This is a genomic window from Sphingobacterium sp. 2149 (assembly GCF_031455655.1).
Lineage (GTDB): Bacteria > Bacteroidota > Bacteroidia > Sphingobacteriales > Sphingobacteriaceae > Sphingobacterium.
The window spans coordinates 243,137-259,018 of record NZ_JAVDTD010000008.1; the positions used below are offsets into that span (position 1 = coordinate 243,137).

The 15,882-nt window shown below is 37.3% G+C and carries 14 protein-coding genes; 8 read left to right on the top strand and 6 right to left on the bottom strand.

The window, feature by feature from the left end:
* Positions 1-65: 65 nt before the first annotated feature.
* The gene (locus J2X77_RS13500) at positions 66-1,112 is read left to right on the top strand and encodes a hypothetical protein (RefSeq protein WP_293938484.1); all 1,047 of its coding nucleotides are present in this window, start codon (positions 66-68) and stop codon (positions 1,110-1,112) included.
* Here J2X77_RS13500 and ruvC read toward each other — a convergent pair whose 3' ends face one another.
* Positions 1,113-1,679 (bottom strand): crossover junction endodeoxyribonuclease RuvC, encoded by a 567-nt coding sequence (ruvC, locus tag J2X77_RS13505; RefSeq protein WP_209577727.1) that lies wholly within the window; start codon positions 1,677-1,679, stop codon positions 1,113-1,115.
* Between the two features lie 100 nt (positions 1,680-1,779).
* On the opposite strand from ruvC, the gene J2X77_RS13510 reads away from it, so the two are divergent.
* Positions 1,780-2,754 carry a lysylphosphatidylglycerol synthase domain-containing protein gene (locus J2X77_RS13510; protein ID WP_293938486.1) on the top strand — a complete coding sequence of 325 codons (975 nt, stop codon included), beginning with the start codon at positions 1,780-1,782 and terminating at the stop codon, positions 2,752-2,754.
* A complete protein-coding gene (locus tag J2X77_RS13515) occupies positions 2,738-3,868 on the top strand; it encodes a glycosyltransferase (protein ID WP_293938488.1) in 1,131 nt (376 codons plus the stop codon). The genes J2X77_RS13510 and J2X77_RS13515 overlap by 17 nt, the downstream gene beginning before the upstream one ends.
* Positions 3,869-3,875: 7 nt before the next feature.
* Here the strand turns inward: J2X77_RS13515 and J2X77_RS13520 are convergent, their stop codons facing one another.
* Positions 3,876-4,610, bottom strand: coding sequence for a lysophospholipid acyltransferase family protein (locus J2X77_RS13520; protein ID WP_293884696.1), 735 nt, complete (start codon positions 4,608-4,610; stop codon positions 3,876-3,878).
* 123 nt (positions 4,611-4,733) lie between these two features.
* Here J2X77_RS13520 and J2X77_RS13525 point away from each other — a divergent pair, with 123 nt between their 5' ends.
* Positions 4,734-5,057 carry a DUF2089 family protein gene (locus tag J2X77_RS13525; RefSeq protein WP_293938490.1) on the top strand — a complete coding sequence of 108 codons (324 nt, stop codon included), beginning with the start codon at positions 4,734-4,736 and terminating at the stop codon, positions 5,055-5,057.
* A 211-nt stretch (positions 5,058-5,268) separates the two neighbouring features.
* Complete coding sequence (locus tag J2X77_RS13530) at positions 5,269-6,642, top strand: S9 family peptidase (RefSeq protein ID WP_293938492.1); 1,374 nt, start codon at positions 5,269-5,271, stop codon at positions 6,640-6,642.
* 112 nt (positions 6,643-6,754) lie between these two features.
* Here the strand turns inward: J2X77_RS13530 and J2X77_RS13535 are convergent, their stop codons facing one another.
* The 3 genes from J2X77_RS13535 to J2X77_RS13545 form a co-directional block, all read right to left on the bottom strand.
* Positions 6,755-7,462 carry an SDR family oxidoreductase gene (locus tag J2X77_RS13535; protein WP_293938494.1) on the bottom strand — a complete coding sequence of 236 codons (708 nt, stop codon included), beginning with the start codon at positions 7,460-7,462 and terminating at the stop codon, positions 6,755-6,757.
* 1 nt (position 7,463) lies between these two features.
* Positions 7,464-8,378: a lysylphosphatidylglycerol synthase transmembrane domain-containing protein gene (locus tag J2X77_RS13540; protein ID WP_293938496.1), complete on the bottom strand. Its 915-nt coding sequence runs from the start codon at positions 8,376-8,378 to the stop codon at positions 7,464-7,466.
* Positions 8,379-8,466: 88 nt separating this feature from the next.
* The gene (locus J2X77_RS13545) at positions 8,467-8,799 is read right to left on the bottom strand and encodes a hypothetical protein (protein WP_310081153.1); all 333 of its coding nucleotides are present in this window, start codon (positions 8,797-8,799) and stop codon (positions 8,467-8,469) included.
* Positions 8,800-8,853: 54 nt separating this feature from the next.
* Here J2X77_RS13545 and J2X77_RS13550 point away from each other — a divergent pair, with 54 nt between their 5' ends.
* The 3 genes from J2X77_RS13550 (at position 8,854) to J2X77_RS13560 (ending at position 11,819) form a co-directional block, all read left to right on the top strand.
* Complete coding sequence (locus tag J2X77_RS13550) at positions 8,854-9,408, top strand: lipocalin family protein (RefSeq protein ID WP_293938498.1); 555 nt, start codon at positions 8,854-8,856, stop codon at positions 9,406-9,408.
* Between the two features lie 242 nt (positions 9,409-9,650).
* Positions 9,651-10,802, top strand: coding sequence for a GDP-mannose 4,6-dehydratase (gmd, locus tag J2X77_RS13555; RefSeq protein ID WP_209577742.1), 1,152 nt, complete (start codon positions 9,651-9,653; stop codon positions 10,800-10,802).
* Between the two features lie 90 nt (positions 10,803-10,892).
* The gene (locus tag J2X77_RS13560) at positions 10,893-11,819 is read left to right on the top strand and encodes a hypothetical protein (protein ID WP_209577744.1); all 927 of its coding nucleotides are present in this window, start codon (positions 10,893-10,895) and stop codon (positions 11,817-11,819) included.
* Between the two features lie 207 nt (positions 11,820-12,026).
* Here J2X77_RS13560 and J2X77_RS13565 read toward each other — a convergent pair whose 3' ends face one another.
* Positions 12,027-15,779: an ATP-binding protein gene (locus tag J2X77_RS13565; protein ID WP_293938500.1), complete on the bottom strand. Its 3,753-nt coding sequence runs from the start codon at positions 15,777-15,779 to the stop codon at positions 12,027-12,029.
* Between the last annotated feature and the right edge of the window lie 103 nt (positions 15,780-15,882).

The following is a 15,882-nucleotide window of genomic DNA, read 5'->3' on the forward strand; positions in this document are numbered from 1 at the left end:
TATGATCATTTAAAAATTTGAACGCCATATTTTGGTAGAGTAAATAAAATAAAGCGGAAAAGGAGATGGAAGAAGTTCAAGACGTAAAGATTTCGAAGAAGAAACCAATTTTTGAAGTTGGTGAGGGACTTCATAAATATCTTAAGCTGTATCAGCGCGATGAAAAGCTGCCAATAGGATATAAGGATCTTCTGAATTTCACGGAAACAGTACCTGTCATGGATAAATTTGGCAACGACACCTTTTGGGAGACTCCACTATATCCACCCTACTTTATGGATCAATTGTATGACGGACTAAAGGTGATTTATGCAAAATTGAAAGCATCGGGTAATACGCGTATAGTACAACATAAATATATTGATCGTGTAGAATATTGCGGTTTTGGTAATACGAAGCCATTTCGTATACGGATCGTAAATCGTCTAAATGATGTTTACGATTATTTCTACATCAAACAGGCCGACGCGTCGAGAATATATGGATTGGAGCTGGAAGAAATATTGTCTCCCAATCAGGTAAATTACATGGTAGACCACGATACGCTGGTTGAAGAACATATTGTCGGAATCCCTGGAGATACGTTTTCAAAAACACGGATGTTTTCTCCGGATTATAATTTGACCCGAATTTCCAAAGAGTTTGTAAAATTTAATGAGAGATGTATTATTACCTTATTGGGTGATATGCGAGCCTATAATTTCGTCATGCAGATTACGCCTGATTTTGATGATTTTCAATTTAGAATTAGAGCTATTGATTTCGACCAACAGTTTTATGAGGGGAATCCGAAAGTTTATATGCCTCAATTTTTTAAGGAAAACCTTCCCTATGTTAAGCTGGCCATGGAACATTTGAACGAAAAGACAGTATTACAATATCAACAAGAGGAGCGTTCTTCCATTGTACACAGAGTTCGAAGCGAAAGACACCGAATTGCTGATTTGAGGGATGCTTCGCAGACGCAGGTACTCTCCACTTTAGAAAATATTAAACAGCTACGCGAGGGCTATGCGGAATTCTATCAGAATAACTCCTACCTCAAATGTAAAACGATGACCGATATCGTCGAGTTAAACGTAAAAAGTGTGATTCGTCAGGTGCAGATGTAATTACTTGACGCGATCCTTATTGTCTTTGATGAAGGAGGACCATCCTGAGTAGGATTTACTGCTGCCAGATACCGCATTCTTCTGAAAAGAATGGCACACAGCAATTGCCAAGCCGTCAGTAGCATCTAGAAACTGAGGTGTTTCTTCAAATTTCAATAGATTCTTTAACATTGCAGAAACCTGCTCCTTCGTGGCATTTCCATTCCCTGTGACAGATTGTTTTATCTTTCTTGGAGAATATTCAAAAATCGGAATATCTTGTGCAAGTGCTGCCGCCATGGCAACACCCTGTGCTCGTCCTAACTTAAGCATTACCTGTATGTTTTTGCCATAGAACGGTGATTCGAGTGCTACACAGTCGGGATTATATTCTTGCATCAAAGCAGAGGTTTTTTTGAAAATACGTTGTAGTTTTAGTGCCTGATCATCTAAATGGCCCATTTTGATCACACCCATGGAGATCAGTGATATATTATTGCCCACTTCTTTGATGATACCATATCCGAGTACGACTGTTCCAGGATCGATTCCTAAAATTATTCTTTCTTTCGCCTTTTCCTTCTGCATATGCAATAATACAAATTTTGCGTTTTATTCGTGGATTGCATGCGACAAAACTTAATCATTTGGCTAAAATTTAGTAACATTGCTCTCTAATTATCAAAAGTTGACTGGAATACAAAAAAAATACGTCAGTCTTTTATTGAAGATATTGGTGTTCGCCCTAGCGACCTGGTATATCGTCGTGAAAGTATCTGATAAAAATAATATTGAGAAGTTTAAGACACTAATTGCTGGCTTGGAACAACATTCTGTTGCATGGACGCTTGTCCTGATCGTAGTATTAATGCTTGTCAATTGGTTGCTTGAGGTCGTAAAATGGCGATACCTCGCATCTAAATTGGAAAATATTTCTTTTTGGAGGGCATTTCAGTCAGTTTTTTGCGGACTCTCATGGGCTATTTTTACCCCTAATAGGATTGGAGAGTATGGCGGGAGGGTACTTTTTCTACAACCCAAGCATAGGGCTAAGGGCGCTGTGGCGATGGGAGTAGGATTATTTGCGCAATTGGTTTTGACAAGTGTTGCCGGCGCGTTGAGTATTGCTTGGTTTGTCTGTAGATTTCTTTCGCCCCCTTTATCGGTACAATTTGGCGTATGGCTGCTCGCTATAATCTATGCTGCTGGATTTGTCATATTATATTTCAACGTAAAATGGATTGACTTGTTGGTCGGTAAAATTAAGTTTTTGACCCGTATTAAACCTTTTTTTGAAGTATTAGAGCATTATTCAATGTCCGAACTCAGTATTGTTCTTTTAAATTCCTTAGCACGATTTATTATCTTTACATCTCAGTATATCATCTTAATGAAGCTTACATTGCCTGAACTGCCGCTGTTATCCATGATTCTGATGATTTTTATCCTGTTTTTTGTCCAGGCCGCCTTACCAACATTGGATATTTTTGATTTCAGTGTAAGAAGTTTTGTAGCAAGTAATCTATATAGTTATATCACGACACAAGAAATAGCTGTCATGGCTATTGTTTCCTGTATTTGGTTTGTGAATTTGATTCTTCCGGCAGTATTTGGTTCTATTTTTGTTTTTAAGATTAATTTTTTCGGTGATACAAATACTTAACTATTTATTGATCAGTTTTGCTTGCGTTTACGCAATCCTGGTTTTATGGATGCGTAGAGGCTGGGCTTTAATCCCAGTACCCAGCAATCTTATTCAGCCAACAAAAGCGATTTCTGTGATTATAGCTGCGCGGAATGAAGAGCTAAACATAGGCCGTACCATTGACTGCATATTGGCGCAGAATTATCCGGCAGCACTCTTGGAGCTTATTATTATTGACGACCATTCAGACGATAATACGTCGTTGATTGTGAAGAAATACGCTGGAAAAGGGGTGAGGCTAATTCAATTGAATGAAAATGGTCGTTTGAATTCATACAAAAAACTGGCAATTTCAAGGGCTATAGCATGCTGTAAGGGCGAAATTATTATAACCACTGACGCAGACTGCCGTATGGGACCAAATTGGTTAGCAACGGTCGTCGGTACATTCGAAAAAGAAAATGCCTATTTACAGTCTTCTCCAGTAGTGTATTCAGAAGAAAAGGTATTTTTTGAACGACTCCAGACCTTGGAATTCCTTTACTTGATAGGCCTTGGCGCTGCGGGTATTGGAAATAAGAAACCAACAACTTGTAATGGGGCGAATCTGGCATATCGGAAAGATATTTTTGAACAGATGGGTGGATTTAAAGGAATCGATGAGCTTGCCTCGGGAGATGATGAACTTTTCTTACATAAAGTCGCAGAACAGTATCCTGAAAAAATAACGTTTTGCAAATCAAAAGATGCTATTGTTTACACGGATGCCAAACCAGATCTAAAGTCATTTATCAGTCAGCGCCGACGCTGGGCTTCGAAAAGTACTAAATATAAAAATAAAGGTGTGATCGCCTTGGGAATTTCCATTTGGTTTTTTAATGTATTGATTTTAGTTGCTTTGGTTCTCGCTCTTTTTGGCGTAAATTTCGTTGCCTGGGTCGTACTTTTTGCATTGCTGTTAAAGATGATCGTCGAATTTCTTTTTATTCGGCCCTTAACTGTATTCGCAAGCAGAAAGGAACTCTTATGGTATCTGCCTTTACTGAGCTTAGCGCATATCTTTTACCTAACTTATATCGGTATATTGGGTAATGTTGGGAAGTATGACTGGAAAGGTCGGCAAGTCAAATAATTTTTTCCTATTTTTCGACCCTCAATCTTATGGCTTCTTCAGCTGATTTTACGATTTCCTCAATTGTCTTACCTTCCGTATCTAAGGGATTGAGTACCTCCCACGTCATATGGAGAAACGGTGTCAGTGGGTACATCCCATATTGTACCATTTCGTAGGACCCGGTGATGGCAACCGGAACAACGAGTGCATTTGGATTTTTCTTTAATAATGTGGCAATTCCACCAACATGGAAGGCCTTCATTTTCCCCGTCTTTGATCGCGTTCCTTCCGGAAAAATAAACGCCGACCAGTTTTTGGTTTTCATATTGTTGGCGAGTTTCAGTATCTCGGCAATAGATTGTTTGGGGTCATTGCGATCGATATTTGCGGCGCCGCCATGTTTCAGGTTAAAGGAGATGCTCGGTATACCACTAGCAAGTTCTATTTTGGAAATAAACTTCCCATGAAATCTACGTAAGAAATAGATCATTGGGGGGATATCAAACGTACTTTGGTGATTGGCTACAAACACAATGGGCTGTCCCGTTGGAATATTTTTATTGTCGATAAATGTCACGCGGTTAAAGAGCGTGTAATAGGAAGCGACAAGACAGGCATTTAATATATCTACACTCCTTTTATGGGCATTGTATCCTCCTAGCTTCAAACATAGCCACTGTATGGGGTGGAAGATAATCAAGGATAAACCAAAACAGAACCAAAATATTATAGATAGGAAATAGCCTAAAAACTTCTTCATAAACGTTATTTAATGATACAAATATATCATTAAGCAATGGTTTTTGAAAGATATTGATTTTATAGTGTTTTGTTTTAACATTATTAATGTTATCTTTAATAATGTTAATATACATATTGTTTAATGAAAAAAATACCAATTGATTGTCCCTGTTGTGAAGCGAAGTTAAAGGTTTCTAAGTTGGTGTGTGACTCCTGTGAGACTGAGGTTGTCGGTAAATTTTCATTGCCCTTACTCATGCAGCTCACTGTCGAGGAACAGGAATTTGTCATGAACTTTTTGAAGTATTCAGGAAGTTTAAAAGAAATGGCAAATCAGATGGGAAAATCCTATCCGACAGTCCGTAATATTCTCGACGATCTGATTTATAAATTGAAATCTCTTGCTAGTACAACGACCTATACAAACTCGCCGATTAAGGCTGATAGCGGTGCAAAAGGGCGATGATACATTGGAGGGAGCTGATAAAAATGGAGATCCTCTTGTTGGGTATCTTTGCGATCGGCAGCTTGTTATCCCTATTTTATCACTTCAATTTGTTGGTGAGGGGTATGAATGTGATCGTTAACAATAAGAAAATGGAGATCAGTAAACTATTTGTGGCATTATATTTTATATTGGATCTAAGTAACAGTTATATTTTTAGTAAAAAATGACAATGAGAAAAATTTTGTACCTATTTATCATTTATTTCCATTTTTCATGTTCCCATGCACAGACATTTGATGGCTCATGGAAGGGCGAGGTAAGTGTTTCGGGGCAGAAGTTGCTACTGGTATTCAATCTACAGCAAGATAGCACAGGAAATTGGAATGGAACCTTTGAAAGTCCAATGCAAACTTCACAAAAATTTGCAATAAGCCAAATACGGATCCAACACGATTCTATTTGGATGGATGTGAAAAATATCGGTTTAGCTTATGCTGGTTTTTTGGATCGGGACAAAGATGTGATGAAAGGCGGCATGAAGCAGGGAACTTTTGAATCTGCGATGATTCTGGTTAGGAGCGAAAATGAACAGAGTGGACTGTCTCGTAAGCAGGATGTTTTTCCTCCCTATAACTATATGGAAGAGGAAGTATCATTTAAAAATAACAAAGGTAATTCATTTTTAACGGGATCCTTAACCTATCCAAAGGGTGAGGGACCATTTCCTGCAGTGGTATTGGTCAATGGTAGTGGACAACAGAACAGAGATTCTGAAATGTTTGGCCACCGACCTTTTAAGGTTCTCGCTGATCATCTTACTAAAAATGGTTTTGCGGTACTGCGTTATGATGACCGCGAAATAGGTGGATCGAAAGGCGAAGTGAATTTAGCGACAACGATCGATTTTGCTTCTGATGCGAGCGCCGCAGTAGATTTTTTAAGCAAAAAAAACATCGTTGACGTTGATAAAATCGGGATGATTGGCCATAGCGAGGGTGCTTTAATTGCTGAAATAGTCGCATCCGAGAATGATAACGTAAAGTATATTGCACTGCTATCTGGACCGGTATTAAAAGGAGACTCATTGTTAATCTTACAGAGTTATGCTTTAGGAAAGGCGGGTGGATTGTCGGAAGCGGCATTAACGATCAATAAAGCAAACAACAGAAAATTATATACTATTTTAATGAGGGATGAACCACCAAAGGTTTTGGCTGAAACTTTGGAACAGGAACTTATTCATCAAAATAACAACAATCCGTTGACTCCCGATATGAGAATTAAACTCAGTCCGATGATGAGTCCTTGGTTTATGACTTTTCTCAGAATTGATCCGGCTTATTATCTGAAGCAGCTGAAAGTACCTATTTTTGCTTCTTTTGGCGGGAAAGATGTTCAGGTGCCTGCAAATGAAAATATTTATAGCCTTCAGCGTCTGCACCTAAATACGACAGATGTGACAATTAAAAATTATCCAAACTTAAACCATCTTTTTCAAAATACTCAAACGGGTAAAATCGAAGAATACTTTGAGAATTCAGAAAGCTTTAACGAGCAACTGATGGATGATCTGACAAAGTGGCTTAAGATGAAGACCAAGTAATTCATTATCTATCCGCATAGTTTTAAACAAAAAGAAGGTAATTTAGCCGCTTATTAAATTACCTTCTTTTTGTTTTTGTACTGATTTTAAGTTGGGGCAGATCGTATACTTACTAAGGTGTTGTATTCGCTACAGGAAGTATTTTTCCATTAAAATAGCGATGTCCATTTTGAGCGAAATCCGCGATATAGCGTCCCATTTCGAAGGCCAATGTACCGGCTTCAACACCCGGAAAAGCGGCCTCAAACATTTCAGTCTGAGAAGATCCCAACGCTAAACAGTTAACCTTAATTCCCTTTTCCTTAAATTCTTCTGCCAAACACTCTGTGAGTATCGATAATGCTCCTTTGCTGGCTGAATATGCTGAAAGACCAGAAAACTTCATGGATCCCTGGAAGCCGCCCATGCTGCTGATATTTACAATATGTGATCCTGCATGCATCATGGGGACAACATGTTGTATCATATTAACGTGCCCCATTACATTGATCTGCAACATTTCAGCAAAATCTTGTCCATCAGTTTCCATAAATGGCTTATAGATGAGTGCACCCGCATTGTTTATCAAAATATCAACCTTATCAAATTTTGACTGAATGAAGGGGACTAGCGTAGCATAGTCGTCGTAGACAATATCAAATTGGGCAGGATATAACGCTCCGCCATCAAAATTGAGTTGGCCTGCAATTTCGTGAAGCTTTCTTAGTTTGTCCGCTGATCTAGCCAATGCAATTACGTTGTTGTCCTTTTTAGAGGTCAAATCCAATACCGCTTCAAATCCAACACCACTGCTGGCTCCTGTAATAATAATATTTGCCATGTTATTCTTCTAGTTTTTGACTTTGTTCAACTTCTTCGACAGTAGGCAATTTATCTTCTCCGATGGCTTTGGGATGGAAGATATAATAAATTCCCGAAAGCGCAACGAGAGCAGAAATAATATAAAATAACAATGTGATTAATACCGCATTGTGTGAGTCGACATGAAAGATACCAGCTCCCCACATAATCACAAGTTCACGCATGCCTAAACCTCCAACGGAAAAGGGGATGATTGAAACTAGTGAAGAGGCTAGGAATAAAAACAGGTAAGGGGAGAATTTGCCGCTAAAACCCAAAGCATAAAGTATGAGGATAGCTGCGATAACTTGCATCGACTGTACGCCGATGGCCTTTAAATGCGCTTTTAAAAATGTTGATTTGTATTCCTTAAAGAACTTGGTGACGATAAAATAATAGAGAATGCTCCCTAAAATAAATAAAATAATGGTCAGATAGTTTGGAATTCCCAGCTGTGGCATATAGGTTACCAGTGCTGCAATGATAAGGCATAATGCCCATAAACCACTTAATCTGTCTAAAAATAGAGCCGTAAATAGTTTTCTTCCTTTAATATTAAATCGTTTCCTGAGGAAGAATATCTTGTATCCATCTCCGCCCACACCACCAGGTAAAATAAGGTTATAAAATAGACCGAGTTGATACAATTTTAAATTATATCTTTCAGTGACATCCAGGCCGATCGCTTTTAAAAACGTCAATAAGCGCGAAGAGGAAATAAAAATAGAGATACTATACGCGACTAAAGCAAAGAATAGATAAAGTGGGTTGGAATGGATGATGGCTTCTTTTAGATCTTTTACCGATACCTTGCTGAATACCCAATATAAGGCGCCCACCGTAACAACAATCTTTGCTATATTTTTGGCTATTTTGAGCCCCTTCTTTCTATCCATATAAAGTTATGCGTTCAATCCTCTTCGGCTGTAATTAGCGATTTGGCGAATCCAAAGTTAGAAACTTTGTGGAAATGTGCAATTGTGCTTAAGCAATCGTTGGGTAAATTCTTGAATACAATAATATCAAATACAAAATACCAAAGATAGTCGCGAGCGAAAATAGCCAATTTAGGTCAATTCTGTTATATTTGTGCTTGAGTACAGCAATCATTAATCCAATGATGATGCAAAATAATAAAATAGGCGCTAAAAGGGCTATCTTATTCGTAAATGCAAGGCTTATCTGATCCAATTTGCTTTTTGCTTCCTGTCCTAAGAAAAGCGGATAAGTAGCAAAGGCCAATAAAATGACAAATAACCGCAATAGAGTTTTTGCTATTATTTTGCTTATGGTATGATTTTTGGCTGTAATCTTCATGATTTGTGAATTAATTTACTCCAAAAATACAATTTGAAATTAAAATTTATACATATGAATCGATTCGTTTTATCATTAGCAACTGTTTTTGCTACCGTGACCTTATTTTCTTGTGGAGCACAAAAGCAAGGTACATCAACTGGAAATCCTTCTTCCAATACGAGTGCAGCTTCTGGTCCAAGCGCTTCTGATTGGAAATCTGCCGTTAAAGGAACTTGGACATTGAATACAATCGATAGAGAGAATTTACCATCTTCATTCACAATTAAAAGTGTTTTTGAAGAAGCCCCTGCAGAATGTTTTGTAGGCAGTACATGGAATTTTATTGGAAATGGCAAGGGGTCAATTACCTTTAACGCTCAGGGAACTTTGTGCGCTCCAGGTGCATCACGCGAGATCTTTTGGTCTATCTATAATCCTGGAAAAGGTCTAGGGGAACCACAGTTTCAGTTAAAAAAAATCTATGCAGGCGACAAAGCAAAGAACGTAACGACTGGTTATCGCTTAGATTTATCTTATTCGGATGGGAATAAATTAGTTATGCGCATGCCATTGACAGTTGCTAATGGAGAGGCGTATTTAGTCTTTAATTTCACGCGCTCTAATTAATCGCAAAACGATAAAAGTAGAAAAACATTAAGCTATAGGATTTCCTATGGCTTTTTTTGTTTAAAATTTAATACTTTTACATTCCCAATTCATTATGATTATTTACGCCATAGCTGGGGGGATTCACAACATTTTGAAGCAATGTATGCATAGAATCTTGTGGACGGATACGCTTATCGTAGATATGATGATGGGACAAATACCTGGTGATTCGTCGGGTATTGCATAATCTAGAGAGAAACATGGCTGAACAACACACCAAAACTGCTTTAATAACGGGTATAACAGGACAAGATGGTGCCTATCTAGCAGAATTCTTATTAAAAAAGGGGTACAAAGTACACGGCTTAAAGCGTCGAAGTTCTTTATTTAATACGGATCGTATTGACCATCTTTATCAAGACCCTCATCTTGACAATAGAAATTTTACTTTGCATTTTGGCGATTTGACTGATTCAACCAATTTAATTCGTATTATACAAGAAACCCAACCGGATGAGATCTACAATCTTGCTGCTCAGTCTCACGTAAAAGTTAGTTTTGACACCCCAGAATATACTGCAAATGCAGATGGTATCGGTACATTACGTATTCTTGAAGCGGTGAGGCTATTGGGGATGATTGAGAAAACCCGGATTTATCAGGCGTCTACTTCTGAGCTTTATGGTTTGGTGCAAGCGGTTCCACAAAGCGAAACAACACCTTTTTATCCCCGAAGTCCTTATGCTGTAGCCAAAATGTATGGTTATTGGATTACTGTAAATTACCGCGAAGCCTATAAGATGTATGCCTGTAATGGTATTTTATTTAATCATGAGAGCCCGGTAAGGGGAGAAACCTTCGTGACACGTAAAATCACCAGAGCAGTTGCAAAGATAGCTCTTGGACTTCAGGATAAGCTATACCTCGGTAATCTATCCGCGCAACGCGACTGGGGGCATGCGAAGGATTATGTGGAAGCGATGTGGTTGATTCTTCAGCAGGAAACACCCGAAGATTTTGTAATAGCAACAGGTGTGACCACTACCGTTAGAGAGTTTGTGCGGATGGCATTTGCTGAATTGGGTATTGAGATTGAATTTAGTGGAAAAGGAGAACAGGAAAAGGGTGTTATTATCGATATTGATGAAGAGCGTTTGCTGCAGTTGAATATCGATCAGTCAATGATTAAATTTGGTCAGACTGTTGTCAAAGTTGATCCTGCATATTATAGGCCGACTGAGGTCGACTTACTTATTGGTGATCCGACAAAAGCAAATACAAAACTTGGATGGCAGCCAAAATATGATCTCCAGATGCTGGTAACAGATATGGTACAATCTGATCTTCACTTGATGAGGAAGGAAGAATACTTGAAAAAAGGAGGATTTGAGACTTTAAATTATTTTGAATAAGTTACAATCTGTAGCAGAAAATAAAACTGGAATAATTTTTGTTTAAACATTCAATGGTATAGTTGTATACTATGAATATGACAGTATATTATGATAAATTCAGACGTTGTTTCGAGTAAGAAAGAAGAAGAAAAAAAGAAAGATTCTTCGAAAATTTACTTCTTTATCATTGCGATAGCAGCATTACTTGCAACGAATATATATTTTTATGTTAAGTTTAAAACCAACGGTGAAAAGGTTTATACGCTTACAGTAGAAAAAGAGAATCTTCAGGTACAGATAGATCGTATTGAAGCTGAATTGGATAAAATTGATGTAGAAAATGTGCAATTGACTCCTGAGATGACGCTGCAAAAAGAGGATTCCAGAATGGAGATTGCGGTGCTTCGTAAGAAGCTCGAAAATAAAAGTATTACTCCCAAAGATATCGATGAAGCGCAACACAAGATCAACCAGCTTAAAAAACAGGTTGATACCTATCGCGTAAATGTTCAAAGGCTGATTCAGGAAAATCAAATTTTATCCAAACAAAATATCAATCTGAACGAATCTGTAGTCGAAAAGGAGAAGCAAATTACTTCATTGGTTACTTCAAATTCTGAATTGAAAGAGAAGGTTGCAACAGCTTCTGCCTTGAAAGTTTCAAGCATTAGTATGAATGGCCTTGAAGTCAAAAAAAATGGAAAGGAATTAGTAGAAGAACGTGCGAAGAAAATTGATAAGTTAAAAATCAGTTTTACCATTGCTGATAATCCTTTAGCAAAAAATGGAGAACGTGATATATATGTTAGAATTATCGACCCACAAGGAAATCTAGTCGTGCAGGACGATAATATTTTCTATGTACATGGCGAGAAATTACAGTATACATTTAAACATAATATTTTGTTTACCAACAAGGGTGAAGATTATATCATTTATTGGGCAGCAGAGCAGGGATTTTCTAAAGGTGCCTATACGGTATTGTTATATGAAGATAATGCAATCATGGGACGATCTACGATTGTATTGCGTTAAAAGGAGATAAACAAATAAACTAAAAGCTCTTTACATGATTGTAAAGAGCTTTTTTGTGAAGTACAAATTCTTACTATATCGATCCGTAAGGATAAGGGTATGGCTATCAAGTAGCTTTAACGTATTAAACACCATCATTATTGAGCTATAAGCCGGATATACTTGGTTTCTCCAATTTCTCTTATCTCTGTTGTGGCTAAATCACTATTAAGATTCTGCCTGCTGTAAGGGAAGCAGGATATGAAATGTCGTGCCTTCGCCTTCTACGGTCTCAAAATAGATCTGACCGTTACTGGCTTCGATTGTTTTCTTGACAAGTACCAATCCTAAACCATTTCCCGAACTTTTTGTGGTGAAATTTATCTGGAAAATTTTATCCTGCATTTCCTTCGGAATTCCATACCCATTGTCTTTGACATCGATTTTAACAAAATTATCCGAGTAGCGTTCAATGGAAATTTCGATCTTCATGTTTTTTCGGCCATAGCCACCCTCGATAGCATTTTTTATTAAATTATTGAACGTCCGCAAGAGTTCATTACCATCAGCTTTTACAATCAATGTTTTGTGATCAGCGTTATTGATGAGACGGATACTTACACTCGGCGTATTATTGTATAACGAAATAGACTTTGTTATTTTTTCAACGATATTGATATTCTCCATCATCGTATTTGGAAATTTTGCAAAATGCGAAAATTCGGATGCAATATGCGTTAGAGCATCGATTTGCTCGATAAATGAAATAGAGAATTTATTAAATCTGTCTGGAAATTTAGGATCATCATCTTTGTAAGATCTGCGTAGTTGCTGAATACCCAATTTCATTGGTGTCAATGGATTTTTAATTTCATGTGCTATCTGCTGAGCCATCTCACGCCAGGTGGATTCCCGCTCCGTATCTTTGATTTTATTGGCATAGTCTTCAAGTTTTATGATCATGAGGTTGTATTCTTTGATCAATGTACCTATTTCATCATTTCGCTGCCAAAATAACGGCTCATTGGGTTGTCCCAAGCGCAGCTGTGAAATTTTCTTACTGATGATGCTCAGTGGATTGGTGACACTGTTGGCAACAAACGTGGCATAAAACCCAAAGCCAATGATGATCAGCGAATAAATATTTACTATGGTATTTAAAAGAAGATTTTTATTGATATTTTCTTCTTTTTGAAGGGAGAAGTTTGGTATGCCAATATAAGCCAGGGTATTGTAATTTTTGTCCCTGATGGTGGCATAACTAGTCTCAAATTGGAAAGTACCTATCCGCTCATCTTCAATCGTCTCCGACTTTTTTAATATCGATAGATTCTTCAGTGCAGCGGGATTGATGAATGTAGAGAAAAGCTCCAAATCGTAAATTCTACGCTGTGAACTATACAGCAACCTGCCTGATTTGGAATAAAGATTGAAGTCCTTGGAAATTGTTTCGGACAATGTCTTTAGAATGCTGATGAGTTGAGTTTCGGTGGAAATTTCATCCGTATATGTCAGCATATTTTCCATCCGTTTGCCAAGTTCAATTATAAAACGCTCTTTACTTGTTTTATTGTTGTTATAGAGTTGTTTATTGATACTGATATAAGAAATTACACCTGAAATAAGAATAGCGAGTATAACGGAGGAGATAATAGATGTTTGAATACGTGTAGAATATTGTATCTTATTCACAATTCTGTAGAACTGATACTTTAAATTTCGGATAGTAAGCTTGGTGTTTTTAAGAAAAATATAGAGTGATTTTATGAAGTGGTACAGCATGAAAATCATAAAGAACACCAGGAATAGAAAAGATGTAGTTGCTAAATAGTCCCAAAAAGAAGGTTTTTGTTTACTGATAACATAGGTTGAAAATTTATTGGCGATGTAGGCCATGTGCAGGTATGCATCTTTGTCTAGAATCTCAATATATTCTCCAGGAGTACCTTTGAGACCTCTTAAATTGTTTTCATATGTGTATTTTCCAAATTGTGTTATTAGAGAACCTGCTTTATAAAGGGCTATCGAATAATCTCCTTTATTATAATACTGTGAGTTGTTGATCCGCATATCGGTAAGGATTTCGGGATAAGGGACCGTGTAACTGAAGTCTTTATTGGAGAGATTGATAATAACGTTGACGATTCTATTTTGGTCAATCGACACTGGAATGATAGAAAAGTATTCATGTGTACCGAGTTCTCCGCCGGCACGATAGAAGTTTTGAGTTACTTTTATCGACTTATTGATCACTTTTTCGCGATACTCATTGAGCTTATTCTGGCTTGCAGCATTCAGTGGATTATTGTTCTGATCATAATAATAGGCTTTGAATTCGTATTTGGAGAGATAGCCGCTAAAGTATTTTTTCTTAATGAAGTCGTTGATGCCCTCCGTGTTTGTGTAGGGTAGACTGATATTAAATAGATGCTTTAATTCTTGATCGTTTGCCAGACTACTTTCAATATCGGAGAATAACGACACGGCATTTGCATCATCTTCGGACTGTAGGTTGCCCAACAATATCTTCATGTCAATCAAGTTTCTTTCCTGGTAGAAACGAGCGTGCGTAATAGCACTTATGATTGCCCAAAGTATCAGTACCGCGATATAGTTTGTGAGTATATGCCGATTGAAATACTTCTCACCGAATGATTTAATAAGGATAATTAGCGCGAGTAGTAAGTTGACAAGGCTATTTTTTTCTATATAAAAGGAAATGATCAAAATGACAAAGATGACGCATGCCAGTTGGATATTTAGTAACTGCGTTGGCTTTAACTCTAATTTTTTAAGAAAAAAGAGCACAAGGTCGATGTAGATACTTAAGGCCAAAATACCTATGCCGACAATGCCAAGATCGACCCAACTTAAGAAATGTAAATCGACCAGTTTTGTAAAATCAAAATAAATATTATTGGAGTGCGTAATTAACGTTCCGGCGATATCGTATAATAGCGCGAACGACAGGTATATACTCAGAATAAATCCGATGGCTATGGGCACTCTAAAGAGCCGGATATTTTTTATTTTGTCAAAATTAAGCTCTTTGCGAATTGAATAGATAAATAGAATGAGCCATAATATTAAAATTGTGGTGGACATGACCGACCAGATGTTCGGGAAGAAACGATTATAGGCATAGTTGCGCGAGTCGAAAATTGAAAATGTCGCATTTTCAGATAGCAAATTCCATTTAAGATCGGCGAATTTGACCAAACTAAATATCGCCAATAGCAATAGTATAGACCACCAAGCCCTGCCTGTTTTGGCCATATGAAGGCAAAGACTATTGAAGAAGATCAACCACGCAATTAAAGCAAGTAACCAGCAGAAAAATTGCAAAATTGTATAAGCATTTTCATGCTCTCCGTCTTTGAGCTTAACAGAAAAAAGGTAAGACCCCTCTTTACTGTAAATGTTTTTAATGGTTACCGTATCTGTATAGGAGGCAATATCGATATTTCTGGAGTCGAAGAAGTTTCTCCGCAGTGAACTGCTTAAATAGAGATTGTTGTTGTTGGTATATCCTTTTACAATAATATAGGCGAGTATACTGATATTACCAATTGTTTTCTTTCTAACGACGTAAGAGCGGTTATCATCTTGGATAAAATTGGATTTTTCAGGAAATCCCTGATCAGTAATCGGTACAAATAGATGTGTGCTCCACATCTTCGGCTCATGGTCCTTAAAAAGAAATAGATAGACATTTTCTTTGGTTTTGAATTTTTCAAAGGCCTGATAAACCGCGATTGGATACTGATCGTAGTTTTTGAAAGTTTTGAGCAAAAGAGAATCGTTGAAAATACGGTCGACTTTTTTCTCTTGTTGAGCGATATAGTTATTGAGTGATTTTGTATCAATGTCTAATATTTCCTTATTGGTAACAGATTCTTTGATGGTGATAGCTGTTCCTATAAAGCATAGCGTTAAGATAAGTAAGAGTAGTCGAATTTTTATACCAGAATTCACATTCATCAATTTACATTATTGTAAATATAAAAAAAAGTCCTTGCTTTCTTATGGCAAGGACTTTTATATTATTTTTCTATATGACCTCCTTTGATTGGTCAGAGAGAAT